This is a genomic window from Nonomuraea sp. NPDC050556 (assembly GCF_044457355.1).
In the GTDB taxonomy this organism is placed as follows: domain Bacteria; phylum Actinomycetota; class Actinomycetes; order Streptosporangiales; family Streptosporangiaceae; genus Nonomuraea.
On record NZ_JBITGU010000002.1, the window covers coordinates 1,853,979 to 1,877,649 of the forward strand.

The following is a 23,671-nucleotide window of genomic DNA, read 5'->3' on the forward strand; positions in this document are numbered from 1 at the left end:
CGAGGCGATTCACGTTCCACTACGGACCCTGGGAAAACCCTGACAGGGTGAGCCACTGGCGGGCGGCCTCCAGGTGTTCCCAGGCCAGGCCACGTTTCGGCGGCACCTGGATGAGGAGGAATTCTCCGACACCCTGATGGCCCCTGAGGTAGTCCTCGTCCTCCTGGAAGACATAGTCGTCGAACCAGACGAACGGCCGGCCCTGCACGTAGTCGGCGACGGCCGGGGTCTTGAACATCTCGCCGACCTCGCTGGGCCGGTCGGGGCCCAGGTGGATCACCGGCAGCCTGGGCAGGCCGAGCCTGGGGGCGATCCAGTCGTTGGCGTTGTCCTCCCAGGTGGTGGCCCAGACCAGCTCGGAGCGGGTTTGGAGGGCGAGGTCGAGCAGCCTGGCGCCGTGCCACGGGTTGAGGTGGACGGTGTAGGTGCGGCCGTCGACCGGGCAGGAGTAGCGGCGGAAGGCGGGGGACGGGCGGCCGAACGGGTTCAGCACACCGTCCACGTCGACGAGGAGGAGGGGCCGCACGGACATGGGCACCCCTCCTCGTATGACGGTTTATGGGGAATCGTAGACCCCCACGCTCCAAGGTCCCGGTCGTGCGCTGAGAGTCGCTGCCAGGTCCAGTGCCACCTCGTACCTGAGGAGCTCCTGCGCCGCGTACCGCCCGTCGCACATCCCCTTCTCCTCATCGGGTACGGCACAGCCGTCCAGGGAGCCCTCCTCGATGGGAGACTCGCTGGGGAAGACCCAGATGTGCAGCTTCTGCTCCTTCCGCGTCCAGGTGGCGGGCAGATCGGCCGCCTTGAGAGTGATGGTGGCCTTGCCGTCCGCGCAGCGGGTCACCTCGCCGCCCCTGTCCCCGACGTCGGCCACCACCCACGCCGTCAGGTCCCTGCAGAGGATCATCAGCCGGGTCAACGTGCTCCTCGGGCGGAACACCAGGTCCTCGCCCACACCCATGGCGCTGACGGTCATGCGGGTCACCTGCGGCAGGCCGTCCAGTGTCCTCGGCACCTCGAGCGAGGGGAAACCGCTCGCCGTGACGGTGGGTCTGGCGACGTTCGCCGCCGGAGACTCGCTCGGGATCCCCAGGTAGACCGCGACCGCCGCCGCCCCCGCGAGGGCGGCGGTCGCCGTCCACCTGGTCGCCTTGATCCGCCTGCCCCGCCGTACGATGCCCGCCATGTCAGGTCCCCGCCCTGACGGTCCCGCCTCCGTGCGCTCGGTGAGCAGCACGCGCAGGTCGTCCTCGGTGTACGTCATAGCCCCGCCTCCGTCAGCCGCATCTCCGGATGGACACGCAGCCGCCTGAGCGCCCTGGTCAGCTGCGTCTTCACCGTGCCCAGCGAGCACCCCAGCACCCCCGCGCACTGCGCGAGCGTGAGCTCCTCGAAGTAATGAAGGACGACCACCGCGCGCTGCCGCTCGGACAGCGCCCCGATCGCCGCCCACAACGCGTCCCGCTCCCCGACCTCCCCCGCGAAGTCGCCCTGCGCCGTCTCCGGCAACTCCCCCGTCGGTACCTCGCCCCGCCACCGCCTGCGCCACCAGGACGCGTGCGTGTTGGTGAGGATGCGGTAGACGTACGGGTCCGGGTCGCCCTCGATGCGCCGCCAGGCGGCCCACGCCTTGGCCAGCGCGGTCTGCACGAGGTCCTCAGCCGTCCCCCAGTCCCCCGTCAGCAGGTATCCGACGCGGCGTAACCGCCCGTGCCGCTCCCTGACGTACTCGGCGAATCCGTCGTCCACGTTCGACCTCCTTCACCGATCACTACTGGCTGGACATAGCGATCGGATGACACCTTTCTCCGCTAGCCTCATCTCGGCTGTTGTCCTCGTGGAAGGTGTGACTCGTGATCGGCTGGTTCGAAGCGGTGGTCCTGGGTCTGATCCAGGGGCTGACAGAGTTCCTGCCGATCTCGTCGAGCGCGCACATCCGGGTGGTGTCCGCCTTCTTCGGCTGGGACGATCCGGGCGCCGCGTTCACCGCGGTCATCCAGCTCGGCACCGAGGCCGCCGTGGTCATCTACTTCCGCAAGGAGATCTGGGAGATCATCTCCACCTGGACCCGTTCCCTGTGGACACCCGCCCTGCGCGCCCACCACGCGGCCCGCATGGGCTGGTACGTCATCGTCGGCACGCTGCCGATCGTGATCCTCGGGCTGGCGTTCAAGGACCAGATCGAGACCGTCTTCCGCGACCTCCGGCTGATCGGCACCACGCTGATCGTGTTCGGCGTCATCCTGTGGTTCGCCGACCGTACGGCGCGCAACAAGCTCACGCTCGACAAGCACCTCAGCTTCACCCACGCCATCGTGTACGGCCTGGCCCAGTCGCTCGCGCTGATCCCCGGCGTCTCCCGCTCCGGCGGCACGATCACCGCGGGTCTGCTGCTCGACTACCGGCGCGAGGAGGCGGCACGCTACTCGTTCCTGCTGGCCATCCCGGCGGTGCTCGGGTCGGGCTTCTTCGAGCTGCGCAAGATCGGTGACGGCGCCTCCCCCGACTGGGGTCCGACCATCCTGGCCACGGTGATCTCGTTCGTCGTCGGCTACGCGGCGGTGGCCTGGTTCCTGAAGTACATCAGCACGCACAGGTTCACCGGATTCGTGATCTACCGGATCCTGCTCGGCCTCTTCGTGATCGGGGCCGTGAGCCTGGGCTGGATCCCCGCGACCAGCCCGTGATCGTCGCCGGCCGCTACCACCTGCTCGACGAGCTCGGGCGGGGCGGCATGGGCGTGGTCTGGAGGGCGCACGACACCCTCCTCGACCGTACGGTGGCCATCAAGCAGCTGCTCACCCGCGAGGAGCAGATGGTCGAGCGCATGCTCGCCGAGGCCCGCGCGGCGGCCAAGATCCGGCACCCCAACGTGGTCACGATCTACGACGTGGTCGAGGCGGACGGCGGGCCGTGGATCGTCATGGACCTCCTGCCCGCGCGTTCCCTGGAGGACGTGCTGCGCCAGTACGGCCCGATGGGCGAGGAGCAGGCCGCCAGGATCGGCCGCGACGTGCTCGCCGCGCTCGGGGCGGCGCACGCGCTCGGCATCACGCACCGGGACGTCAAACCGGCCAACATCCTGCTCCTGGCGGACGGCACCGCCGTGCTCACCGACTTCGGCATCGCCCAGATCTCCGGCGACCCGACGATGACCGCGACCGGCATGCTGGTGGGGTCGCCGTCGTACATGGCGCCGGAGCGGGCCAACGGACACCGCGCCGGGCCCGCCTCCGACCTGTGGTCGCTCGGGGTGGTGCTGTACGCGTGCGTCGAGGGGCGCTCGCCGTTCGCGGGCGACACGCTGGCCGCGCTGTTCGCGGCGGTGCTCACCCGCGCTCCCGACCCGATGACCAGGGCGAACGGCCTGCGCCCGCTGATCACCGGGCTCCTGGAGAAGGACCCCGACCGGCGACTGACCGGCCATCAGGCCCACGCGCTGCTCAACGGCGGCGGCCCGGCCACGCGTTCCTTACCCGCGCCGATCGTCTCCCCGCCGGTCCAGCAGGCGCTCTCCGTGGTGAGCGCGCTGGCGGCGCTGGTCGCGATCGGGCTGGGGCTGTGGCGCGCCAGGGTGCACCAGTCGGCCGGATTACTGCTGATCGAGCACGACACCACGCAACGGGTCGACTGGATCTGGCCCAACCTGACCTTCCCCGTTCTGGGCGTGGCCGTTCTCACCGCCGCCCTCCCCGGCCTGTACGGCAGAGCCGCCCGCATCGTGGCCGCCGCCGGGATCGTGGTGTCGGTGGCGGTCGTGCCTCCGGTGGCATTTCTCATGCGCGAGTCGATCCTGGGCAGCGTGCAGGCGCTCACCGGCGGGTTGATCAGCCTCGCCGTACTGCTGGGCGCGCTGGCGACCCGGCGACTGACCCTGTCCTCCTACGCCGGGCTGCTGTCCGCCCTCCTGGGGCTGGCGGCGTTCCTGCTGTGGCCGCTGGACGACGCCGCGCTGGCCGCCGAGGCGTTGCGGCTGGTGAGCTGGGCGGTCCTGCCGGTGTGGTTGTTGTGGCTCGTCAGGCCGCGGTCCTCGATGGTGAGCCGGATCGCGATGGGCGCCGTGGGCGGGGTGGCGGTGGCGGCGCTGGTGGCGGCGGGATTGCAGGCGTCGGCGACCCTGAGGGTTGTGGAGAGCGACGCCATGCTGGTGACCCTGGGGTCGTCGGCCACCCAGTCGCAGAAGCAGACCATCCTGATGAACCTGCAGGCGTATCCGGGGGTGAAGAACGTGACCTACGACGAGGGGCCGCCGGCGCGCCTCCTCGTGGCCTTCCTCGAACCCGCGGGCCCGGCCGACAAGGCCTTCATCCGCGCCAAGGCCCAACAACTCCCCGGCGTCACCACTGTCGAACCCGTCTACCGCTAAGGCTTGGGGAAGACGTAGCGGCTGCAGAGGGTGAAGATCCCCGCGAAGAGCGCCCAGGCAGCAACGTAGGCGACGGGTTCCGCCCACCGGTCCCCGAGAAGGCCCTCCAGCGCGTCCCGCCCTTCGAAGTACGCGGTCGGGCCCACGATCGCGCCCGGCACCGCGCCCCACCAGCGGCGCCACCACAGCTCGTGGACCACCACCTCGTAGGCGACCAGCGCGATCGGCCCCACCAGCAGCAGCTTCACCCCGATCGGGTTCGACAGCAGCTGCGCGAGCACGGCAAGGGCCAGCGCCGACAGCACTGTCAACGCCACGAAGGCCATGGGTGCGGGTTCCTCACGTGGATCAGACACGAAAGGCATTGTCCCCGAAGCACCCATGACCCTGACATCGGACTTAAGTATCAGACCGCCACCGGAATCCTCGCCGGCGTCGGCGCGGGAGCGCGACCGGGCAGCGCCAGGAGCACCAGCCCGAACAGCGCCCAGGCCCCCAGCACCCCCAAAGGCCACCCGAGCGCCGCCCCCTCGAAGGACACGATGTTCCGCACCGCGTCCGCCCCGGCCCCCACCGGCAGGAACCGGCCGAGAGCCGCGTACCACTCGGGGATGAACCGCGCCCCCAGCGGCCCGCCGCTCGCGGGCAACCCGACCGCGATGAACAGCAGCGCCGCGACCCCCACCCCAGGCGTGCCGACGAGCCTCACCAGCCCGGCGCCGACCAGCGCGATGACGAGCACGATGCCCGACGAGATCGCCAGGAGCCAGCCGTACGAGCCGGGAAGGGCGCCGAAGACGACGTCGGCCAGCCACGCGTTCGCCGCCCCCGCCACCAGGGAGCCCGCCACGAGCGCGCCCACCCGCGCCAGGAACCCGAGCGTGAGCTGCGCGAGCAGGACGGCGAGCGCGATGCCGGGCAGCACGAGGCTGAGCGTGTAGAACATGCCGGAGATGCCGCCCGCGTCACCGGGCGGCAGCGGCACCGCGTCCTCGACGGCCAGCTTGCCCTGGGCGAACGCCGCGGTGATCACGGTCGCGGCCGTGCGCCCGCCCGCGCTGGCCACGATGAGCTTGCCCTCCTGGGGCACGAGGACCCCGTCCACCTCCCGGTCGAGGAGCGCCTGCCTGCCGGACTCGGCAGAAGCGTAGGAGCTGAGCGTGAAGGCGCCCGGCTTCCTCTGGTCGATCGCCGCCTGCATCTGCTCGACGGGCCCGACGACGGCCACGGGGACGCCGTGCGGCTCCGGCTGGTGCAGCGCGCCGAGGAACGACCCGGCGAAGAGCATGCCCAGCAGCGAGACACCGATCACGATGCCGATGATCTTGCGCATCTTTTCACCACCTGTTGACTTCATCACTGTTGAATTGAACGGTAGACGAATTCAACGTGGTTGAATAGCCCCGTGAGCGAGGAACGTGGAAGGCGACCGGGAAACCCGCAGACCAAGGACGAGATCCTGGAGGCGGCGATCGCCGCCTTCACCACCCAGGGCTACGCGAAGACCACGATCAGGGGCGTCGCCCGCGCGGCAGCCGTCGATCCTGCCCTGGTGATGCACTTCTACGGCAACAAGGACGGGCTCTTCGACGCCGCGATGCGCGGCGGCGGCATGCCGGTCAACCTGCTGCTCGACGTCATCCAGGGCGACCCGGCCACCTTGGGCGAGCGGCTGAGCTCCCGCTACCTGTCGCTCTGGGAGCACCCGCTGATCGGACGGCGGATGTCGGTCGTCATGCAGGCGGCCACGTCGAGCCCGGCTGCCGCCGACATGCTGCGCGAGTTCATGACCGAGGTGGTGCTCAAGCCGGTCACCGAACAGATCCAGGCCGACCATCCGGAGACCAGGGCGTTGCTGGCGGCCTCGCAGATGATCGGCCTGGCGATGATCCGTTACATCCTGCGGATCGAACCTCTGGCCTCGCTGCCGATGGAGCAGGTCGCCGCCGCCGTGGCGCCGAACCTGCAGCGCTACCTGACCGGCACGCTCACGCTGGACGAGCTGCCCCGGTAGGTGGCGAGGGTGAACAGGACGGTCACCAGCCCGAGCCCGGCGGAGAGCACGACGACCCCGGCCCTGCCGTACCACTCCAGGGCAAGGCCGCCGGTGATGCCCGCCACGAACAGGCCCACGTACTGCGCCGAGGACAGCAGGCCGAGACCCACGGGCACGTTGTCAGGCACGGCCGCGACGGTCCTGTACTGCTGTGCGGGGGCGATCATCCAGCCGATCGAGCCCCACACGAAGGCCCAGACCAGCGCGATGGGCAGGGACAGGTTCGCCACGGGGATCAGCGCCATGAGGACGGTCGCGCCGACGAGTCCGGTGAAGACCATCACGCGCGGGCCGTACTTGTCGGTGAACCGGCCGCCCACCTGGTTGCCGACGATCCCGCCGATCCCCCACGCCCACAACACGGCGGGCAGCGGCAGGTCGAGCAGGGAGCCGAGGTAGGTGTAGGCGGTGAAAGCCGCGGCGAACATGAGCAACTGCGTCGCCAGGACGGAGAGCACGCGCGGGTCGCCAAGCGGGGCGAACCGGTCGCGCAGCCCGCCCGCCGACGGCAGCCGCAGGTCGGGGACGGCGGCGAGCACGCCGATGAAACCGATCACGCCGAGCCCGACGACCAGCCAGATCGTCGCACGCCAGCTCGACGCGCCGAGCCAGGTCCCGAGCGGGACGCCGATGGCGGAGGAAACGGTGAGGCCGCCCATCACCAGCGCGAGCGCCCGCCCGCGCCGCGCCGGTTCCGCCAGCGCGTTGGCTACGGCCGAGGCGGTCGGGGTGAACATGGCGGCTCCGGCCGCGGCGAGCACCCGGGTGGCCAGGACAAGGGGGTAGGTGGGGGCAAGTGCGGTCAAGGTGTTGCCCACGACGAACACGCCGAGCGCGAGCATCAACAGCCATCTGCGCGACATGCGCGCGGTCAGCGCGGCGAGCAAGGGCGACAACACCGCGTACGCCAGGGCGAACACCGTCATCAGCTGACCGGCGGCAGCGGGAGAGATCGCCAGGTCGCGGGAGATCGGTATGACAAGTCCTGCGGTGACGAACATGCCGGTGCCTACGGCAAAGTTTCCGAGAGCAAGGGGATACAACCGACTAATCACACCTCTCAACCTGGCTGATAGTTGGATGGTTGTCAAACGATAAAACGGAGTAAGCTGGGGACATGCGTGCACTCCCACATCCGGCAACGGAGGACCTGCAGCTCACCGAGGTGCTCCGAGCGCTGTCCGACCCGGTCAGGCTCGACCTCGTGACGCGCCTCGCCGGTGGGGAGGAGATGCCGTGCATGGCGATGGCCAGCGACATCGACGTGCACAAGTCGACGCTGTCGCACCACTACAAGACGCTGCGCGAGGCCGGGGTCACCCACACCACCGTGGACGGCAGGCAGCGCTTCATCCGCCTGCGCAGGGCCGACCTCGACGCGCGCTTTCCCGGGCTGCTCGACTCGGTGCTGCTCGCCGCCGCGGCGGTGACGTGAACGAGCTGCCGATCCACTCGGCGCTCCCCGCGCTGCTGGCGGCGCTCGGCACCGGCTCCGCCGTACTGACCGCTCCTCCCGGGACGGGCAAGACGACCGTGGTGCCGCTGGCGCTGGCCGACCAGGGGCTGCGGGTGCTCGTGGCGGAGCCGCGACGGCTGGCGGTGCGGGCCGCGTGGCGGCGAATGTCGTCGTTCGCGGGTGAGCGCGTGGGTTACACGATCAGGGGCGAGCGGCGGGTGGGGCCACGCACCGAGGTCGAGGTCGTCACCACCGGCGTCCTGCTGCAGCGTCTCCAGCGGGACCAGGAACTGCCGGGCGCGGACGTCGTGTTGCTCGACGAGTGCCACGAACGCCACCTCGACGCGGACACCGCGCTCGCCTTCCTCCTCGACGTCAGGGACAACCTCCGCCCCGACCTGCGCATCCTCGCCACCTCGGCGACCGCGGACGCGACCCCGTGGGCGCGACTGCTCGGCGACGCTCCGATCGTGCACGCGTCCGGGACCATGCATCCCGTGGAGACCGTGTGGGCTCCGCCGTCCCGGCCGGTCGCTCCACCGCACGGGTTGCGCGTGGATCCCGCGCTGCTGTCGCACGTGGCCGACGTCGTACGGCGAGCGCTCGCGGAACGCACCGGGGACGTGTTGTGCTTCCTCCCCGGGGTCGGCGAGATCGGGCGGGTCGCCGGGATGCTCGGGGGCGACGTCGAGGTGCTCCAGGTACACGGCCAGGCCCCCGCGCACGTGCAGGACGCCGTGCTCAACCCCGGGTCAGCGCGCCGGGTGGTGCTGGCGACGTCGGTGGCGGAGTCGAGCCTGACCGTGCCCGGGGTGCGGGTGGTGGTGGACTCCGGGCTGGCCCGCGAGCCGCGCACCGACCACGCGCGCGGGCTCGGGTCATTGACGACCGTGCGGGTCTCCAAGGCGGCGGCCGACCAGCGGGCCGGTCGTGCGGGCCGTGAGGCGCCCGGGGCGGTTTACCGGTGTTGGTCCTCGGTCGAGCATGAGCGGCTGGCGGAGTATCCGCGGCCGGAGATCCTGCTGGCGGACCTGACCGGGTTCGCGCTGCAGACGGCGGCTTGGGGGGCGTCGGAGCTGGGGTTGCTGGACCAGCCACCAGCCGCCGCACTGGCCGCGGCACACAAGACCCTCACCGCCCTGGGTGCGCTCGATGGTCAGGTGACTCCGCTGGGCCGGCGTATGTCGGAGATCGGGCTGCATCCTCGTCTGGCACGGGCGCTGCTCGACGTCGGGCCGCAGTCCGCGGGCGTGGTGGCGCTGCTGTCGGAGCAACTGCCCAGAGACGTGAGTGACGACCTGTCCGAGGTCTGGCGTCAGGCGAACCGCGGCAACGACGGCTTCTCCGCACGATGGCGGCAGGAAGTGAAACGCCTGGGCAAGACGGGTGCACCCGATGAGGCGCTCGCCGGGCTCACCGTCGCCCTGGCGTTCCCCGAGCGGGTGGCGCGCAGGCGGGGTGGCGGGTACCTCATGGCCTCAGGCACCCAGGCGCAGCTCGCAGAAGGCTCCCGCCTCGCCACCGCCGAGTGGCTCGCCGTGGCCGTCGCCGACCGCCAGACGGGCAACGCCTCGGCCCGCATCCGCCAGGCCGTCGTGATCGACGAGGCCGTCGCCAGGCGCGCGTTCCCGGTGACCGTCGAGGAGGAGGTCACCTGGCGGGTCCCGCCCGGCGAGCGGCGCGGCGACGTCTCCGCCAGGCGGGTCGAACGGCTCGGCGCGATCGAGCTCGGCGAGAAACCGCTCAGGGACGCCGACGTCAGACCCGCCCTCCTGGACGGCCTGCGCACGGAGGACGTGCTGACCTGGACCCCTGAGGCGATCGCCCTGCGCGAAAGGCTGGCCTTCTGCCACCGCGTGCTCGGCGACCCCTGGCTCCCCATGGACGACCTCGTCGCGCTCGCCGACCAGTGGCTGGAGCCCGAGCTGTCCAGGGCGCGCCGCCGTAAAGACCTGGAGCGCATCGACGTGGCGCAGGCGCTGAAACGCCTCGTCCCCTGGAGCAGGCGCCTGGACGACGTGGCCCCCGAACGCATCGAGGTGCCCAGCGGCTCGCGCATCAGGGTCGACTACTCCGGCGAGCAGCCGGTGCTCTCGGTGAAGCTGCAGGAGCTGTTCGGCTGGGACGAGACGCCGCGCATCGCGGGCGTCCCCGTGCTGGTCCACCTGCTGTCACCGGCGGGACGCGCGGCGGCGGTGACCGCCGACCTGCGATCCTTCTGGCGGGACGGCTACCGCGCGGTCCGCGCCGAGCTGCGCGGCCGCTACCCCAAGCACCCCTGGCCCGAAGACCCCACCCAGGCCGTCGCCACCCGCAGGACCAACCAGCGCAGGAGCTGACCATGCACCCACGACTCCTCGAAGCGGTACGCAACAACGCGGCCTGGTGCGAGCTGGTGTGCGCCGAGCACGGCGTGCCCGGCCGGTACGGCGAGCGCGCCTGGACCAACCCACGCAGGACCCCGGAGTTCTACCCGGACGCCATCTCGCTGACCCCGGACGCCACGGCCGGCGACGTGCTCGACGGCATCGACGAAAGCCCAGGGGCGTCGGTGAAGGACAGCTTCGCCTCGCTCGACCTGCCGGGCTTCCGCGTGCTGTTCGAGGCCACCTGGATCCACCGCCCGCCGGGCACCCCGGGCGGGGACTGGAAGGTCGACCGGCGGAGCGAGACGGTCTGGCACGTGCACGACGGCCACAGCAACGAAGCGACGCTCAACACCAGCGACGCCGTGCTCGGCGTCTCCAACGTGGACGGCGACGACCCCTGGCCGGGGATCGTCGCCACGGCTGCACGGCTGCACCCAGGCCGCGACCTCGTGGGTTACGAGGGCGAGGCGCCCGAGGGCTTCGCGGCGATCGGCCCGCTGAGGATCTGGCTCAAGGACTGACCCTCAGGGATCGGCTCGCCGACCCCGATGTCCTTGAACCCGCTCGACGTCGTCACGCACACCACGGGACCGTCGAAGGCGCGGGCCAGCTTGCGGTACCCGGCCAGCCCCGCCGCGCTGGACAGCTCCACCCACAGCCCCTGGCGGGACAGCGCGGTCTGCGCGGCGCGCAGCTCCTCGTCGGTGAGGAGGAGCGCTTCGCCTCCGCTGTCCCGCACCGCCCTCAGGCCGCGGTACCCGCCCGCGGCGCAGTCGATGCCGTAGGCGTCGGTGGGGCCCAGCTCCACGACGGTGGCGGGCACGCCGGTGGCCAGAGCGCGCGCGTGCGGCCCCGCCGCCGCCGTCTCGCAGGAGAACACGCGGGGCGTGCTCGCCGTGATCCCCAGCGCGTGCAGCTCGGTGAAGCCCTTCCACACGCCGAAGAGCAGCTCCGCGTAGCCCGTCGGGCAGAACACGGCGGCGGGAGCCGTACCGAGCTGGGTGAACAGCTCGTAGGCGATCGTCTTGTAGCCCTCGGCGCCGAACGGGTGGCCGGTGTGGGTGACGGTCGTGTTGCTGACCGGGTGGTAACCGAGCCGCTCGACGATCTGCCGCAGTGCGGGCCACCTGTCCTCGACCGGCAGCGTCAGGACCTGCGCGCCGTACGAGCGCACGAAGCTCTGGACGGCGGGCGGCGCCTCGTCGGAGGTCAGCACGATCGCGCCCAGACCCGCCCTGGCCGCGTAGGCGGCCGCCGAGGCGCCGTGGTTGCCCGAGGACGCCACGACCACCCCAGGGGCCCCCACGTGTACGGCCGCGCTGACCGCGACCCGGTTGAGCCGGTCCTTGTGCGACCAGGTCGGGTTGCGCGACTCGTCCTTGACGAAGACGCCGTCGAACTCCAGCAGCGGCGTGCCGCCCTCGCCCAGCGTCGGCGCGTCCAGGGGCGGCAGCAGCGGGGCCCAGCGCGCGAGGTCGGGCCCGGCCTGCTGGTCGAAGAGGGACTTGTCCACCCGCGCGTAGTCGTAGGTGACCTCGAGCGGATAGGCGAGCTCCGGCGTGCTCGTCCGCGGGCACCCCGAGGTCAGCGGCGGCCAGAGCGGATAGGTGATCGAGGGGTCGCCGAGCGATCGCTGGCCGGTGGCTAGGGATTCTCCGTTCACATGAAGTATCATAGTGATATCACTTCGATAGCAGGGGGTCGGGATGGAACGAGAGGCTTACCGGATCAACGGCTTCGTCATGCTGTTCGTCCTCGTCGGGCTGGCCGTGGCCGCGTTCATCGCCGCCGGCGGCGCCAATGGCGACATGGCCGCGGTCTTCCTCGCGGTCTACGTCGTGATATTTGCGATCATCGTCACCGGATTCACCGTGATCAACCCCAACGAGGCCAAGGTGGTGCAGTTCTTCGGCCGCTATGTCGGCTCCTCGACCGCTCCCGGCCTGCAGTGGGTGCTGCCGTTCACCAGCAAGCGCAAGGTGTCGCTGCGCGTGCGCAACTTCGAGACCGCCAAGCTCAAGGTCAACGACGCCGACGGCAACCCGGTCGAGATCGCCGCCGTGGTCGTCTACAAGATCGTCGACACCGCCAAGGCGACGTTCTCCGTCGACGACTACGAGGAGTACGTGGCCATCCAGTCCGAGGCGGCCGTGCGCCACCTGGCCACCACACACCCCTACGACTCGCACGAGGCCGACCGCACCAGCCTGCGCGACGGCGCCGAGGTGGCCTCCGAGCTCACCACCGAGCTGCGCGAGCGCACCGACCTGGCCGGGGTCGAGGTGATCGAGGCGCGCATCACGCACCTGGCCTACGCGCCGGAGATCGCCCAGGCGATGCTGGTGCGGCAGCAGGCCGCCCAGGTCGTCGCAGCGCGCACGCGCATCGTCGAGGGCGCGGTGGGCATGGTCCAGCTCGCGCTCGACCGGCTGACCGCCGAGGGCGTCGTGGAGCTCGACGAGGAGCGGAAGGCGCAGATGGTGTCCAACCTGCTGGTCGTGCTCTGCGGCGACCGCGCGACCCAGCCGGTGATCAACACCGGCAGCCTGTATGGCTGACCGGAGCGGCGAGCAGGACCCGCGAGCGGCAGCTTCCGGCGTAACCAGCGCGGGACCGTCGGGAGCGCGACCATCAGCACGCAAGAAGCTCCTGCTGCGGCTCGATCCTGCCGTCCACGACGCCATCGCCAAGTGGGCGGCGGACGATCTGCGCAGCGTGAACGCGCAGATCGAGTACGCCCTGCGGATGGCGCTCAAGCAGGCGGGCAGGAATCCTGGCGCTGCCACCGACAAGGGGCCAAAATCATGACATGTCATGGGCTGGTAGGTCCGCGGGTGAGATAGCAGCAGCCGTACGCCAGGGCACCATCTCCGCCGCCGCCGTCGTCGAGGAGCACCTCGACCGCATAGCGGAGCGCGACGGGGCGGTCGGCGCCTTCCGCGTCGTCAGGCGGCAGGCGGTGGACGAGGCGCGTGCCGTACAGGAGCGTCATGACCTGTCCACGCTGCCGCTGGCCGGGGTGCCCGTCGCGGTGAAGGACAACCTCGAGGTCGCCGGCGAGGCCACCAGGAACGGCTCGGCCGCCACGTCCAAGGACCCGGCGGCCGAGGACCACCCGGCCGTGGCCAGGCTGCGCGCGGCGGGCGCCGTGGTCGTCGGCATCACCAACGTGCCCGAGCTCTGCCTGGTCGGCTTCAGCGACAGCGTGTACGGCACAGCCAGGAACCCCTGGGACCTCACCCGCACGGCAGGCGGCTCGTCCGGCGGCAGCGCGGCGGCCGTTTCCGCGGGGATGGTCCCGATTGCGCTGGGCAACGACGGGATGGGCTCGCTGCGCATCCCCGGCGCCTGCTGCGGCGTCCTGACCCTCAAGCCGGGCCCCGACGTGATCCCGCCGCCCGCCCACGACTGGCACGGCCTGTCGGAGAACGGCCCGCTGGCCACCACCGCTGCCGACCTGGCGCTGATGCTCTCCGTGCTCTCGGCCGACCCGTCGCTGGAGCAATCCTGGGAGACCGGCAGGCGCGTCGACCCCCCGCCGCCGATGTTGCGCTCGGTCTGGGACGACGCCGACATCGTCGAGCCGGTCGCGATCAGGTCCAGCGCCGACCCCTTCGACCTGCGCATCGCCTACGCGCCCCAGCCCCTGCCGCCTGGCCTGCGCGTGGACGCGGAGTTCAAGGCGGCGGTGTCCGCGGCCGCCGAGCGGCTGCGGGTGGCCGGGCACACGATCGTCGAGCACGGGCGGCTGCCGAACTGGCTCGGCTGGTCCACGATCTCCGCGTGGCTGGCCTGCGCGGCCGAGGACGCGGCCGGGCTGGACCCCAAGCTGCTGGAGCGCCGGACCCGCTCGCTGGCGAGGGCGGGGCGGGCGCTCAGGCGGCTGGGCCTGGACGGGGTGAAGGGGCGGGAGCGGTGGCAGGGCTACGGCGCCGACCAGTGGTTCGGCGACGCCGACGTGCTCATCACGCCCACCCTCGCCGCGCTGCCGCCCAAGGCTGACCGGTGGGGCTCACGAGGCTTCCTCCGCAACACCCTGGTCAACGTGGGCTACGCGCCCGCGACCGGCCCGTGGAACATGGCGGGGTGGCCGGCGCTCAGCGTGCCGTTCGCCACCCACACCACGGGGTTGCCGATCAGCGTGCAGCTGATCGGCCCACCGGGCGCCGAGCCCCAGCTGCTGCGCCTCGCCGCCCAACTGGAGCCCTACCGCCCGCCGTACCACCCACCGGGCTTCTAGATCCCGACCGGGTGCCAGACCGTTTTGGTCTCCATGAACCTGGTCATCCTGGTGATGCCCGGGTCGGCGGACCAGTCCTCGCGCGCGGGCCTGAGCACGCGCTTGAGGTTCTCCGCCGCGTCCTGCTCGCAGCGCAGCGCCAGGTCCTGGTCGTCGACGCCGGTCAGGTCGAGCCCGTTGACGTCCATGTGCGCGGCCAGCCACGGCGCCAGCTCCGCCCGCCGCCCGGTCAGGATGTTGACCACCCCACCAGGCAGGTCCGACGTCGCCAGCACCTCCGCCAGCGTGATCGACGGCAGCGGCGTGCGCTCCGAAGCCACGACCACGCACGTGTTGCCGGTGACGATCACCGGCGCGACCACCGAGACCAGCCCGAGCAGCGGGTCGTCCGGCGCGACGACCGCGACGACCCCCGACGGCTCGGGCGAGGACAGGTTGAAGTACGGCCCAGCCACCGGGTTGGACGACCCGTGCACCGAGGCGATCTTGTCCGACCACCCCGCGTACCAGACCAGCCGGTCGATGGCCGCGTCGATGGACGGCTTCTTGCACCCCTCGTCGGCGAACTGCGCCCGCCGCCCCTCCAGCATCTCGGCGATGCGGTAGAGGATCTGCCCGCGGTTGTAGGCCGTGGCCCCCGACCAGCCGGGGAACGCCTTGCGCGCGGCAGAAACCGCGTCGCGGGCGTCCTTGCGCGAGGCCTGCGAGGCGTTGGCCAGGAAGTCACCCTTGGGGGAGGTCACGGCGTAGGACCTTCCACTCTCGGAACGCGGGAACGCACCGCCGATGAACAGCTTGTAGGTCTTGCGGACGGACAACCTACTCATCACGGGTCTCCTGCGTCAGCCGTACCGGAACGAAGATGTGGCCGCAGCGGCTGACTCCGCAGCGGTGCGCGAAGGACCCGCTCCTGACCGGGCGTCCCGCCCTGGTGAGGTGGTGGGCCGGGGTCTTCCTGCGCCTGCGCCGATGCTCACACGTCAAGGTAGGCCTCCAGCCCGAGCAGCCCGCCTTCTCGGCCGTACCCCGACTCCTTGTAACCGCCGAACGGCGAGGCGGGGTCGAACCTGTTGAAGGTGTTGGACCAGACGACCCCGGCGCGCAGCCGGTCGGCCATCCACAGGATGCGCGACCCCTTCTCGGTCCAGACGCCGGCCGACAGGCCGTAGGGCGAGTGGTTGGCCTTCTCCACGGCCTCCTCCGGTGTACGGAAGGTCAGCACGGAGAGCACCGGGCCGAAGATCTCCTCGCGGGCGATCCGGTGCGACGGCGCGACCTCGGTGAAGATCGTCGGTGGGAACCAGAAGCCCTTCTCGGGGAGCTCGCAGGCGGGCGACCAGCGCTCGGCGCCTTCCTGGGTGCCCACTTCCGAGAGCTCCCTGATCTTCGCGAGCTGCTCAGCCGAGTTGATCGCGCCGATGTCGGTGTTCTTGTCGAGCGGGTCGCCGAGCCTGAGCGTGCCCAGCCTGCGCTTGAGCGCGTCGAGCACCTCGTCCTGGACGGACTCCTGGACGAGCAGCCTGGACCCGGCGCAGCAGACGTGGCCCTGGTTGAAGAAGATGCCGTTGACGATGCCCTCGACGGCCTGGTCGAGCGCGGCGTCCTCGAACACGATGTTCGCGGCCTTGCCGCCGAGCTCCAGCGTCAGCTTCTTGTCGGTGCCCGCGACCGTGCGGGCGATGATGCGGCCGACCTCGGTGGAGCCGGTGAAGGCCACCTTGTTGACGTCCGGGTGCGCCACGACGGCCGCGCCGGTCTCGCCGGCGCCGGTCACGATGTTGACCACGCCGGGCGGGAGGTCGGCCTGCTGGCAGATCTCCGCGAACAGCAGGGCGGTCAGCGGGGTGGTCTCGGCGGGCTTGAGCACGACGGTGTTGCCGCAGGCCAGCGCCGGGGCGATCTTCCAGGCCAGCATGAGCAGCGGGAAGTTCCACGGGATGACCTGACCGGCCACACCCAGAGGCTTGCTGCCGAACCCGGCGTACTCCAGCTTGTCCGCCCAGCCCGCGTAGTAGAAGAAGTGCGCGGCGACCAGCGGCACGTCCACGTCGCGCGACTCGCGGATGGGCTTGCCGTTGTCGAGCGACTCCAGGACGGCCAGCTCGCGGGCGCGCTCCTGGATGATGCGGGCGATGCGGAACAGGTACTTGGCCCGCTCGGCGCCCGGGAGCCCCGACCACACCCCGAAGGCCTTGCGTGCGGCCTGGACCGCCCGGTCGACGTCATCCGAGGTCGCCGTCGCGATTTCCGCGAGTTTTTCCTCGGATGCCGGATTGATCGTCTTGAAGGGCTTGCCGCCGCCCTCGGTGAACTCGCCGTTGATGAACAGGCCGTAGGACGACTTGATGTCGACGACGTCGCGCGACTCGGGCGCTGGTGCGTATTCGAACATCATTTGTCCAAGGTGAAGTAGTCGGGGCCCGCGTAGCGGCCGGTGGTGAGCTTCTGCCGCTGCATGAGCAGGTCGTTGAGCAGGGAGGACGCGCCGAGCCTGAACCAGTCGGGCGACAGCCAGTCGTCACCCGCTGTCTCGTTGACGAGCACCAGGTTCTTGATCGCGTCCTTGGTCGTGCGGATGCCACCGGCGGGCTTCACGCCGACCTGGCGACCGGTCCTGTCCCTGAAGTCGCGGACCGCCTCAAGCATGATCATCGTCACTGGGAGCGTCGCGGCCGGGGCGACCTTGCCGGTGGAGGTCTTGATGAAGTCTCCCCCGGCGATCATCGCCAGCCAGGAGGCCCGTCGTACGTTGTCGTAGGTAGACAGCTCGCCGGTCTCCAGGATCACCTTCAGGTGCGCGTCGCCGCACGCCGCCTTGATCGCGACGATCTCCTCGAACACCTTGAGGTAGTCGCCGGACAGGAAGGCGCCGCGGTCGATCACCATGTCGATCTCGTCCGCGCCCGCCGCCACGGCCAGCGCGGTGTCGGTCACCTTCACCTCGAGCGAGGAACGGCCGCTCGGGAACGCGGTGGCGACGCTCGCCACCTTCACCCCCGACCCGTGCAGGGCCTGTACGGCTGTCGCCACCAGGTCGGGGTAGACGCAGACGGCCGCCACCCTGGGCGCGCCCTCACCGGGATACATGGCCTTGGTGCACATCGCCCTGACCTTGCCAGGGGTGTCCGCACCCTCCAGGGTGGTGAGGTCGACCATGGAAATAGCCAGGTCGATGGCCTGGGCCTTGGCCGTGGTCTTGATGGATCGGGTGCCGAGCATCGCAGCCCGCTGGTCGGCGCCGACCCGGTCGACACCGGGCAGGCCGTGCAGGAAGGCTCGCAGCGTGGTGTTCGAGGACGCCACGTCCGCGAGCGAGGTAGTCACAGTTGACACCCTCACAGCATCGCCGACCGGGATGCCTAGTTCCAAACCGGACGTGGCCGAGGCTCAGCCCGGCATTTCATCAATTTTCGCTCGTGTCACTGGTGTGACAGGACAAGTTGCCGCGCAGCGCCTGGACCTCGGGCTTCGGCCGTCGCCCACATCTGCGTGGTTCCCGGCACATTCGTCAGCCCGGTGATCTCCAGGCGCGCGGTCCCGACCGTCACCTGGGCCCACTTCCCGGGCCCCGTGTAGTGCGTGAGGACGTCCGATCGGCCCTGACGCTCCGTGACCAGCCAGAGCCCGCCGGCCCCGTCGCTCGCGACCCGCTTGTACCCCGTCTCCAGCGGCCGGTGCGGCAGCCTGCGCCAGGTCTGGCCGTCCCAGTGCATGACGATGGCCTCCCTGACGGAGCGGTTCTCACCCTCGATCGTGGTGATCGCCCCTACGGCGAACACGTCGTCCCTGCTGAGCGCCACGATGTCGGAGAGCTCCGCATAGGCGTCGCCGAGCCGCGAGCGCTGCGCCAGGACGGGCGTCGCCTCCTTACGCCAGGCTCCGCCGTTCCATCGCATGATCGAGGCGACCCGCTCGCCGCCGTACCCCATGCTGCTCAGCGCCCACACGTCCTTGCGTGAGGCGGCGGCGAAGTCGCTGATCGGCAGTGGCGTGGGAACGGTGTGCCAGCCGTTGCCCTGCCAGTGCCAGAGCACGTCCGTCATGCCGCGCTCGCCGAACTGGATCCCCGCCGCCCAGCACTCCCCGCGCCCGGGGACGACCGCGGCCGTGGCATGCGCCCCCTCGGCCGCGATGGGGAGGCGGCTCCACTCCTTGCCGTTCCAGCGCACCACGTCGACCTTCTCGGTGCTCTCGTGGAACCGCCACAGCTCACCGGGGCTGTAGGAGCTCACGAGGTACGGCACGGCCGTCCCCTTGACCGGTCGCCACGCGGAGCCGTTCCAGCGCAGCAGCGGGAGCCCCGTACGCACCACCCAGGCATCCCTAGGGCCGCTCGCACCCACGTCCTGGAAGCCACCTAGGGAGTCGGCCCCACCCGCGACCGAGACCCGCCAATCTACCTCCTGAGCTGCGGCGGGAGCGCTCTGCACGAGCACCAGAGCGGCCACAGCCGTGATCATGAATCGCCTCACGGAGGACCATCGTGGCCTGCCTAAGGCCCCTCTACGCCGTGTCCTAGGTAGTCCTAAGCCGATGGTTCGGCAAGAGATAAGGCATCCGCCCGATGTAGGGGGGTGGGCCTTAGGAGGAGTGTTAAGGGTGTCAGAAAGAACGAAGAACAAAACACAGGAGTCACCATGAACGCCGAGCTCGACTTCCAGCTGATGAAGAGCCACGTTTCCGAGCTTCACCAGGCCGCCGCTGAGCACCGCCGCGTACGCGAGGCCAGGAAGGCCAACAAGTCCGAGCGCCGCTCGGTCTTCGCCCGCCTTCGCTCCGCATGACCACGCCAAAAGAGCCCGGCCGCATCCTCCCTCGCGGCCGGGCCTCACAGCCCCCCTAAACCCGTCGAAAGCTCACCAAAGGGCATGACATGCTGGACACCATGCTGGGTCGGTCGGTGAGCCCCGTTTTCGTGGGGCGTGGGGTGGAGCTCTCCACCCTTGCCGAGGCTTTCGAGGAAGCCCGCGCGGGGACGGCGACAGCCGTGCTCCTCGGCGGCGAGGCCGGCGTGGGCAAGACCCGTCTGCTCCAGGCCTTCGCCGAGCAGGCCGCGCTCTCGGGGGCGCACACGCTGTTCGGCGGGTGCGTGGAGCTGTCCAGCGAAGGTTTGGCCTACGCGCCGTTCACGGCGGCGCTGAGGCAGCTCGTCAGGGAACGAGGAACCGGCCAGGTCGCCGCGTTGCTGCCGGAAGGCGCCGCACGTGATCTGGCCAGACTGCTGCCCGAGTTCGGCGAGCCGAGCGTCGACGGCGACACCGACACCGGGCGGGCGCGGCTCTTCGAGCAGTTCCTGACCCTCCTCGAACGGCTGGCCGAGACGAAGCCGACGATCCTCTTCATCGAGGACATCCACTGGGCCGACAGGTCCAGCCGCGACCTGATCGCCTTCCTCAGCCGCAACCTGCGCACCTCCCAGGTCCTGATCGTGATGACCTACCGATCGGACGACCTGCACAGGCAACACCCGCTCCGCCCGGTGCTCGCCGAGCTCGGCAGGGTCGCCGGCGTGCTCAGGCTCGACCTGCCCAGGCTCTCCAAGGACGAGGTCGCCGGGCAGATGGCCGGCATCCTCGGCAGGACCCCCGACTACCCCAAGATCCAGACCGTCTACGAGCGCAGCCAGGGCATCCCGCTGTTCGTCGAGGCGCTGCTGGAGAACGACGTCTGCGACGGCTTCCCCGAGTCGATGCAGGACCTCATCCTGCACTCCGTCGAGCGGCTGCCCGAGGAGACGCAGCGCGTCCTGCGCATCGCGGCGGCGGGCGGCATCCGGGTGGGCCACGCGCTGCTGTCGGCCGTCAGCGGGCTGTCCGACGTCGAGCTCGAAACAGCGCTGCGCCCCGCCATCGCCGGCAACGTGCTGCTCATCGCCGACAACCGGGCCTACGTGTTCCGCCACGCGCTGATCCGCGAAGCCGTACACGACGAGCTGCTGCCGGGCGAGCACCAGCGCCTGCACGCCCGCTACGCGGAGGCCATCTCGGCCAACAAGCACCTCGTGCCGCCGGGCAGGGCCGCCGTCGAGCTCGCCCACCACTGGCACAGCGCGCGCGACGACCTGTGGGCGCTGATCTCGGCGTGGGAAGCGGCCGTCAAGTCGTTCGGGGCCTTCGCCTACACCGAGGCCATCCCGCTGCTCGAACGTGTGCTGATGTTGTGGGACAAGGTCCCCGACGCCGCCGAGCGCATCGGCAGCGACCACACCCACGTCCTGGAGAAGGCGGCCGCCGCCGCCCACGCCGGTGGCGAGGTCGACCGCGGGATGAAGTTCGTCAAGGCCGCGCTCTCCGAACTCGACGAGGAGAAGGAGCCCGAGCGCGTCGCGCACCTCATGGTACGGCGAGCCATCCTGCAGATCGCCAAGGCCAAGATGGGCGTCATCGACGACTTCCGCCACGCGCTGAAACTCGTCCCCTCGCCCAGCCTCGCCCGCGCTGAAGTGCTCCAGCCCATGGCGCAGCACCTCATGCTCCAGGGCGAGATCGCCGAGGGCACCGCGGCGGCCCAGGAAGGGCTGCTGCTGGCCAGGGAGCTCGGCGACAAGTGCCTCGAAGGCGACTGTCTGCTCGACCTGGCGCTCGGCCAGTCCATCACCGGCGACCTCGAAGCCACCATCATCGGCAACGAGCGGGCCAGGCAGCTCGGCGAGGAGATGGGCTCTGGCCGCCTCATGCTGCGCGCCATCGGCAACACCGTCGACGCGCTCAGCGACCTCGGGCGCACCCACGAGGCGCTCGAACTGTCCTACGAGGGCGAACGGCTGGCCAAGAAGTACGGCAGGATCCGCACCAGCGGCACGTTCATCCTCAACAACCGCGCAGAGGCCCTCGAAGCGCTCGGCCGCTGGGACGAGGCGATCGAGACCGTCGAGCGGGCGCTCAGCTTCAGCCCCAGCCTGCGCAGCCGCTACCACCTGCTCCGGGTGCGCGCCGAGATCGCGCTGGCCCGAGGGGAGCTGACGCTGGTCGAGGGCATCCTGGGCGAGCTGGGCGTGCTCAAGGAACGGCCTGAGGACTTCGTCCAGGACATCACCAACAGCGCGCGGCTGCACATCGGGTGGCACCTGCTGCGCGGCGAGCCCGACGAGGCGCTCGCGGTCACCGAGCGGGTGCTGTCGCGGCCGGCGCAGTCGAGCAAGGCGATGCTGGGGTGGCGGCTGCTCGCCCTGATCCGCCTCGTCTGCGACGCCGCGCACGCCGCCGAGCCCGCTCGGGCGGACGCGGTGCGCGTCCACGCCGCCAACATCGCGCAGACGCTCCGGGCCACGGGGGCGGTCGCCGAGGCTTACCGGGTCACGTACTCGGGCGACTTCGACGCGGCTGCGGCGGCTTGGGAGCAGTTGAAGCGGCCGCATCCGCAGTCCAAGGCGCTCCTGCGGGCGGCGAACGCCGCTGCGCTGGCTGGGGACCGGGAGGGGGCGTCGGCGCGGTTGCGGTTGGCGCTGCCGCTGGCTGCGGGGCTGCGTGCGGTGCCGTTGGTGGAGGAGATCGAGGTGCTGTCGCGGCGGGTGGGCGGGGTGCCTGCGGACGGGGAGTCCACGGACCTGCTCACGCCTCGGGAGCTTGAGGTGTTGCGGTTGGTGGCGTTGGGGCGTACCAACCGGGACATTGCTGGGGAGCTGTTCATCTCGGCGAAGACGGTGAGCGTGCACGTGTCCAACATCCTGGGCAAACTCGCCGTCTCCAGCCGCGGCGAGGCAGCGGCGGCAGCCCACCGGCTGTCTCTGCTCACCCTCTAACGCGCCCTCCGCGCCCTCCGCGCCCTCCGCGCCCTCCGCGCCCTCCGCGCCCTCCGCGCCCTCCGCGCCCACGATGTTCGGGCCTTTTGTCCTTAACGACCCTCTGGCCACTGAGGGTCTTCACTTTTACGGCGTAGCGGCGGGGTGTTGTGCGCTCGTCGTCGCGTGTCCCTGGACGGAGCCCAGCCACCTACGGCGACTGGGTGTCCCACGGCCCCGCCGTACCCCTCGCTCTTAAAGCAGCACCCCAAGCAGCAGAACCACCCCAAAGACGGCAAAAGCAGCCGCAGCCCCATAACGGATGACCTTCTCGGGAAGATGCTTCCCCAAAAGCCGCCCCACCACGATCGCCAGCGCATCCGCAGCGACCATCCCGACTGTGGACCCGATCCACGTCCCCAGCCACCCGTGCTGCGTGGCCAGCGTGATCGTCGCCAGCATCGTCTTGTCACCCAGCTCGCTCAGAAAGAACGCCACCGTCACAGCGATGATGGCGTTCCTGGTCGTCCGCTGGGCCTTCCGAGACTCTTCCTCAGTCAGCTCATCCCCACGCAACGTCCAGACCGCGAACCCCAGAAACGCGATACCCGCCACGATGGAGATCGCCGTAGTAGGCAGCGCATCCCCGATCAACCCACCGACAGCGACGCTGACGAGATGCACGGCAGTGGTGGCGATGGTGATCCCGGCAAGCACAGGCCAGGTTTTGAACCGAGTGGCGAACGTCATCGCCATCAACTGGCTCTTGTCACCCAGCTCCGCCACGAAGATGACAACGAGACTGATCCAGAACGCTTCCACCGGTCCTCTTCCGCGCGACCGAACCGGAAGCAGGCACCCGGGGAGATTTCTACGGGCACGACACTTCGGCCCGGCAGCGACTTGTATCCATGTCTGCCAGGCCGAAGGTCTCGTCCGCCCGCGATGGGCCGTGTGACCGGGCTCACGCCAGTATGTCGATCACACAGTTGAGGACTACTCCCCTTCGGTATTACCACCCAACCATAACAGCCCAACCCCCACCCCCATTCCCCCCAGCCCCACCCCAACGCTTGGGTGGGCTTGGGTGGCTTGGCTTGGGTGGCTTGGCTTGGATGGGCTTGGCTTGGATGGCAGGTGCGTTCCCGGGGGTGCGTTCCCGGGGGGCGGGTGCGTTGCCCGGGGGGCGTTGCCCGGGGGGCGTTGCCCGGGGGGCGTTGCCCGGGGGGCGTTGCCCGGGGGGCGTTGCCCGGGGGGGCGTTGCCCGGGGGGGCGTTGCCCGGGGGGGCGACGTCATGGGCGGGTGTGGGGGCGGCTGAGGTGGCTGACTGTGTGGGGTTTGCCACACGCGAACCGATCCACTACCCGGACCTGCCCACGGCCCTCCGCCCAGGAGCCCGCCGCCTCACGCGCAGATGCCCACCACCCGGGCCCGCCACTGGGCACCTCCGCGTCCCCGCCATA

Annotated in this window: 24 protein-coding genes; 11 read left to right on the plus strand and 13 right to left on the minus strand. The window is 70.5% G+C overall.

Annotated elements, in window-relative coordinates; all coding sequences use genetic code 11:
• Positions 1 to 19: 19 nt before the first annotated feature.
• Genes ACIBG8_RS26850 through ACIBG8_RS26860 form a run of 3 tightly spaced genes read right to left on the minus strand, consistent with a single transcriptional unit; the run spans position 20 to position 1,749 of the window.
• Positions 20 to 532, minus strand: a complete 513-nt coding sequence (locus tag ACIBG8_RS26850; protein ID WP_397345700.1) for an HAD domain-containing protein — start codon at positions 530 to 532, stop codon at positions 20 to 22.
• 24 nt (positions 533 to 556) lie between these two features.
• Positions 557 to 1,264, minus strand: coding sequence for a hypothetical protein (locus tag ACIBG8_RS26855; RefSeq protein WP_397345701.1), 708 nt, complete (start codon positions 1,262 to 1,264; stop codon positions 557 to 559).
• Positions 1,261 to 1,749 carry a SigE family RNA polymerase sigma factor gene (locus ACIBG8_RS26860; RefSeq protein WP_397345702.1) on the minus strand — a complete coding sequence of 163 codons (489 nt, stop codon included), beginning with the start codon at positions 1,747 to 1,749 and terminating at the stop codon, positions 1,261 to 1,263. Before ACIBG8_RS26860 ends, ACIBG8_RS26855 begins: the two co-directional genes overlap by 4 nt.
• Before the next feature lie 104 nt (positions 1,750 to 1,853).
• Between ACIBG8_RS26860 and ACIBG8_RS26865 the strand changes: the two genes are divergently transcribed.
• Positions 1,854 to 2,687 (plus strand): undecaprenyl-diphosphate phosphatase, encoded by an 834-nt coding sequence (locus tag ACIBG8_RS26865; protein ID WP_397345703.1) that lies wholly within the window; start codon positions 1,854 to 1,856, stop codon positions 2,685 to 2,687.
• A complete protein-coding gene (locus ACIBG8_RS26870; protein WP_397345704.1) occupies positions 2,684 to 4,366 on the plus strand; it encodes a serine/threonine-protein kinase in 1,683 nt (560 codons plus the stop codon). Before ACIBG8_RS26865 ends, ACIBG8_RS26870 begins: the two co-directional genes overlap by 4 nt.
• Here the strand turns inward: ACIBG8_RS26870 and ACIBG8_RS26875 are convergent.
• Both ACIBG8_RS26875 and ACIBG8_RS26880 read right to left on the minus strand, forming a co-directional pair.
• The gene (locus ACIBG8_RS26875; RefSeq protein WP_397345705.1) at positions 4,363 to 4,722 is read right to left on the minus strand and encodes a hypothetical protein; all 360 of its coding nucleotides are present in this window, start codon (positions 4,720 to 4,722) and stop codon (positions 4,363 to 4,365) included. The genes ACIBG8_RS26870 and ACIBG8_RS26875 overlap by 4 nt on opposite strands.
• A gap of 50 nt (positions 4,723 to 4,772) precedes the next feature.
• Positions 4,773 to 5,699, minus strand: a complete 927-nt coding sequence (locus tag ACIBG8_RS26880) for a hypothetical protein (RefSeq protein ID WP_397345706.1) — start codon at positions 5,697 to 5,699, stop codon at positions 4,773 to 4,775.
• Between the two features lie 72 nt (positions 5,700 to 5,771).
• On the opposite strand from ACIBG8_RS26880, the gene ACIBG8_RS26885 reads away from it, so the two are divergent.
• Complete coding sequence (locus tag ACIBG8_RS26885; RefSeq protein ID WP_397345707.1) at positions 5,772 to 6,380, plus strand: TetR family transcriptional regulator; 609 nt, start codon at positions 5,772 to 5,774, stop codon at positions 6,378 to 6,380.
• On the opposite strand, the gene ACIBG8_RS26890 is transcribed toward ACIBG8_RS26885, so the two are convergent.
• Complete coding sequence (locus ACIBG8_RS26890) at positions 6,338 to 7,555, minus strand: MFS transporter (protein WP_397345708.1); 1,218 nt, start codon at positions 7,553 to 7,555, stop codon at positions 6,338 to 6,340. The genes ACIBG8_RS26885 and ACIBG8_RS26890 overlap by 43 nt on opposite strands.
• Here ACIBG8_RS26890 and ACIBG8_RS26895 point away from each other — a divergent pair.
• Genes ACIBG8_RS26895 through ACIBG8_RS26905 form a run of 3 tightly spaced genes read left to right on the plus strand, consistent with a single transcriptional unit; the run spans position 7,540 to position 10,768 of the window.
• On the plus strand, positions 7,540 to 7,857 hold the full coding sequence (locus ACIBG8_RS26895) for an ArsR/SmtB family transcription factor (protein ID WP_397345709.1): 318 nt from the start codon (positions 7,540 to 7,542) through the stop codon (positions 7,855 to 7,857). The genes ACIBG8_RS26890 and ACIBG8_RS26895 overlap by 16 nt on opposite strands.
• A complete protein-coding gene (gene hrpB, locus ACIBG8_RS26900; RefSeq protein WP_397345710.1) occupies positions 7,854 to 10,217 on the plus strand; it encodes an ATP-dependent helicase HrpB in 2,364 nt (787 codons plus the stop codon). Before ACIBG8_RS26895 ends, hrpB begins: the two co-directional genes overlap by 4 nt.
• Positions 10,218 to 10,219: 2 nt before the next feature.
• Positions 10,220 to 10,768 (plus strand): hypothetical protein, encoded by a 549-nt coding sequence (locus tag ACIBG8_RS26905; RefSeq protein ID WP_397345711.1) that lies wholly within the window; start codon positions 10,220 to 10,222, stop codon positions 10,766 to 10,768.
• On the opposite strand, the gene ACIBG8_RS26910 is transcribed toward ACIBG8_RS26905, so the two are convergent.
• Positions 10,702 to 11,910: a pyridoxal-phosphate dependent enzyme gene (locus ACIBG8_RS26910; RefSeq protein WP_397345712.1), complete on the minus strand. Its 1,209-nt coding sequence runs from the start codon at positions 11,908 to 11,910 to the stop codon at positions 10,702 to 10,704. The genes ACIBG8_RS26905 and ACIBG8_RS26910 overlap by 67 nt on opposite strands.
• 43 nt (positions 11,911 to 11,953) lie before the next feature.
• On the opposite strand from ACIBG8_RS26910, the gene ACIBG8_RS26915 reads away from it, so the two are divergent.
• The 3 genes from ACIBG8_RS26915 to ACIBG8_RS26925 are packed head-to-tail and all read left to right on the plus strand — an operon-like array spanning position 11,954 to position 14,487.
• On the plus strand, positions 11,954 to 12,805 hold the full coding sequence (locus ACIBG8_RS26915; RefSeq protein ID WP_397345713.1) for an SPFH domain-containing protein: 852 nt from the start codon (positions 11,954 to 11,956) through the stop codon (positions 12,803 to 12,805).
• On the plus strand, positions 12,798 to 13,055 hold the full coding sequence (locus ACIBG8_RS26920) for a hypothetical protein (protein ID WP_397346210.1): 258 nt from the start codon (positions 12,798 to 12,800) through the stop codon (positions 13,053 to 13,055). Before ACIBG8_RS26915 ends, ACIBG8_RS26920 begins: the two co-directional genes overlap by 8 nt.
• Before the next feature lies 1 nt (position 13,056).
• Positions 13,057 to 14,487 carry an amidase gene (locus ACIBG8_RS26925; protein WP_397345714.1) on the plus strand — a complete coding sequence of 477 codons (1,431 nt, stop codon included), beginning with the start codon at positions 13,057 to 13,059 and terminating at the stop codon, positions 14,485 to 14,487.
• Here ACIBG8_RS26925 and ACIBG8_RS26930 read toward each other — a convergent pair.
• The 5 genes from ACIBG8_RS26930 to ACIBG8_RS26950 all read right to left on the minus strand — a co-directional run bounded on the left by ACIBG8_RS26930 (position 14,484) and on the right by ACIBG8_RS26950 (position 18,959).
• On the minus strand, positions 14,484 to 15,314 hold the full coding sequence (locus ACIBG8_RS26930; protein WP_397345715.1) for an aldehyde dehydrogenase family protein: 831 nt from the start codon (positions 15,312 to 15,314) through the stop codon (positions 14,484 to 14,486). The genes ACIBG8_RS26925 and ACIBG8_RS26930 overlap by 4 nt on opposite strands.
• Positions 15,307 to 15,471 carry a hypothetical protein gene (locus ACIBG8_RS26935; RefSeq protein WP_397345716.1) on the minus strand — a complete coding sequence of 55 codons (165 nt, stop codon included), beginning with the start codon at positions 15,469 to 15,471 and terminating at the stop codon, positions 15,307 to 15,309. Before ACIBG8_RS26935 ends, ACIBG8_RS26930 begins: the two co-directional genes overlap by 8 nt.
• Positions 15,461 to 16,882 (minus strand): aldehyde dehydrogenase family protein, encoded by a 1,422-nt coding sequence (locus tag ACIBG8_RS26940; protein WP_397345717.1) that lies wholly within the window; start codon positions 16,880 to 16,882, stop codon positions 15,461 to 15,463. The genes ACIBG8_RS26935 and ACIBG8_RS26940 overlap by 11 nt, the downstream gene beginning before the upstream one ends.
• Positions 16,879 to 17,811, minus strand: a complete 933-nt coding sequence (gene deoC, locus ACIBG8_RS26945) for a deoxyribose-phosphate aldolase (protein ID WP_397345718.1) — start codon at positions 17,809 to 17,811, stop codon at positions 16,879 to 16,881. The genes ACIBG8_RS26940 and deoC overlap by 4 nt, the downstream gene beginning before the upstream one ends.
• Positions 17,812 to 17,906: 95 nt before the next feature.
• Positions 17,907 to 18,959 carry a hypothetical protein gene (locus ACIBG8_RS26950; protein ID WP_397345719.1) on the minus strand — a complete coding sequence of 351 codons (1,053 nt, stop codon included), beginning with the start codon at positions 18,957 to 18,959 and terminating at the stop codon, positions 17,907 to 17,909.
• Positions 18,960 to 19,124: 165 nt separating this feature from the next.
• Between ACIBG8_RS26950 and ACIBG8_RS26955 the strand changes: the two genes are divergently transcribed.
• Both ACIBG8_RS26955 and ACIBG8_RS26960 read left to right on the plus strand, forming a co-directional pair.
• On the plus strand, positions 19,125 to 19,271 hold the full coding sequence (locus tag ACIBG8_RS26955; RefSeq protein ID WP_397345720.1) for a hypothetical protein: 147 nt from the start codon (positions 19,125 to 19,127) through the stop codon (positions 19,269 to 19,271).
• A gap of 89 nt (positions 19,272 to 19,360) precedes the next feature.
• The gene (locus ACIBG8_RS26960) at positions 19,361 to 22,228 is read left to right on the plus strand and encodes an ATP-binding protein (protein WP_397345721.1); all 2,868 of its coding nucleotides are present in this window, start codon (positions 19,361 to 19,363) and stop codon (positions 22,226 to 22,228) included.
• Between the two features lie 234 nt (positions 22,229 to 22,462).
• Here ACIBG8_RS26960 and ACIBG8_RS26965 read toward each other — a convergent pair whose 3' ends face one another.
• Positions 22,463 to 23,029, minus strand: a complete 567-nt coding sequence (locus ACIBG8_RS26965) for a TMEM165/GDT1 family protein (protein WP_397345722.1) — start codon at positions 23,027 to 23,029, stop codon at positions 22,463 to 22,465.
• Positions 23,030 to 23,671: the final 642 nt, after the last annotated feature.

Coding starts and splice junctions, on each gene's coding strand:
- ACIBG8_RS26850 (WP_397345700.1), bottom strand. CDS start 532: ATGTCCGTGCGGCCCCTCCTCCTCGTCGACGTGGACGGTGTGCTGAAC.
- ACIBG8_RS26855 (WP_397345701.1), bottom strand. CDS start 1,264: ATGACGTACACCGAGGACGACCTGCGCGTGCTGCTCACCGAGCGCACG.
- ACIBG8_RS26880 (WP_397345706.1), bottom strand. CDS start 5,699: ATGCGCAAGATCATCGGCATCGTGATCGGTGTCTCGCTGCTGGGCATG.
- ACIBG8_RS26895 (WP_397345709.1), top strand. CDS start 7,540: ATGCGTGCACTCCCACATCCGGCAACGGAGGACCTGCAGCTCACCGAG.
- ACIBG8_RS26905 (WP_397345711.1), top strand. CDS start 10,220: ATGCACCCACGACTCCTCGAAGCGGTACGCAACAACGCGGCCTGGTGC.
- ACIBG8_RS26915 (WP_397345713.1), top strand. CDS start 11,954: ATGGAACGAGAGGCTTACCGGATCAACGGCTTCGTCATGCTGTTCGTC.
- ACIBG8_RS26920 (WP_397346210.1), top strand. CDS start 12,798: ATGGCTGACCGGAGCGGCGAGCAGGACCCGCGAGCGGCAGCTTCCGGC.
- ACIBG8_RS26925 (WP_397345714.1), top strand. CDS start 13,057: ATGTCATGGGCTGGTAGGTCCGCGGGTGAGATAGCAGCAGCCGTACGC.
- ACIBG8_RS26930 (WP_397345715.1), bottom strand. CDS start 15,314: ATGAGTAGGTTGTCCGTCCGCAAGACCTACAAGCTGTTCATCGGCGGT.
- ACIBG8_RS26940 (WP_397345717.1), bottom strand. CDS start 16,882: ATGATGTTCGAATACGCACCAGCGCCCGAGTCGCGCGACGTCGTCGAC.
- ACIBG8_RS26955 (WP_397345720.1), top strand. CDS start 19,125: ATGAACGCCGAGCTCGACTTCCAGCTGATGAAGAGCCACGTTTCCGAG.
- ACIBG8_RS26960 (WP_397345721.1), top strand. CDS start 19,361: ATGCTGGACACCATGCTGGGTCGGTCGGTGAGCCCCGTTTTCGTGGGG.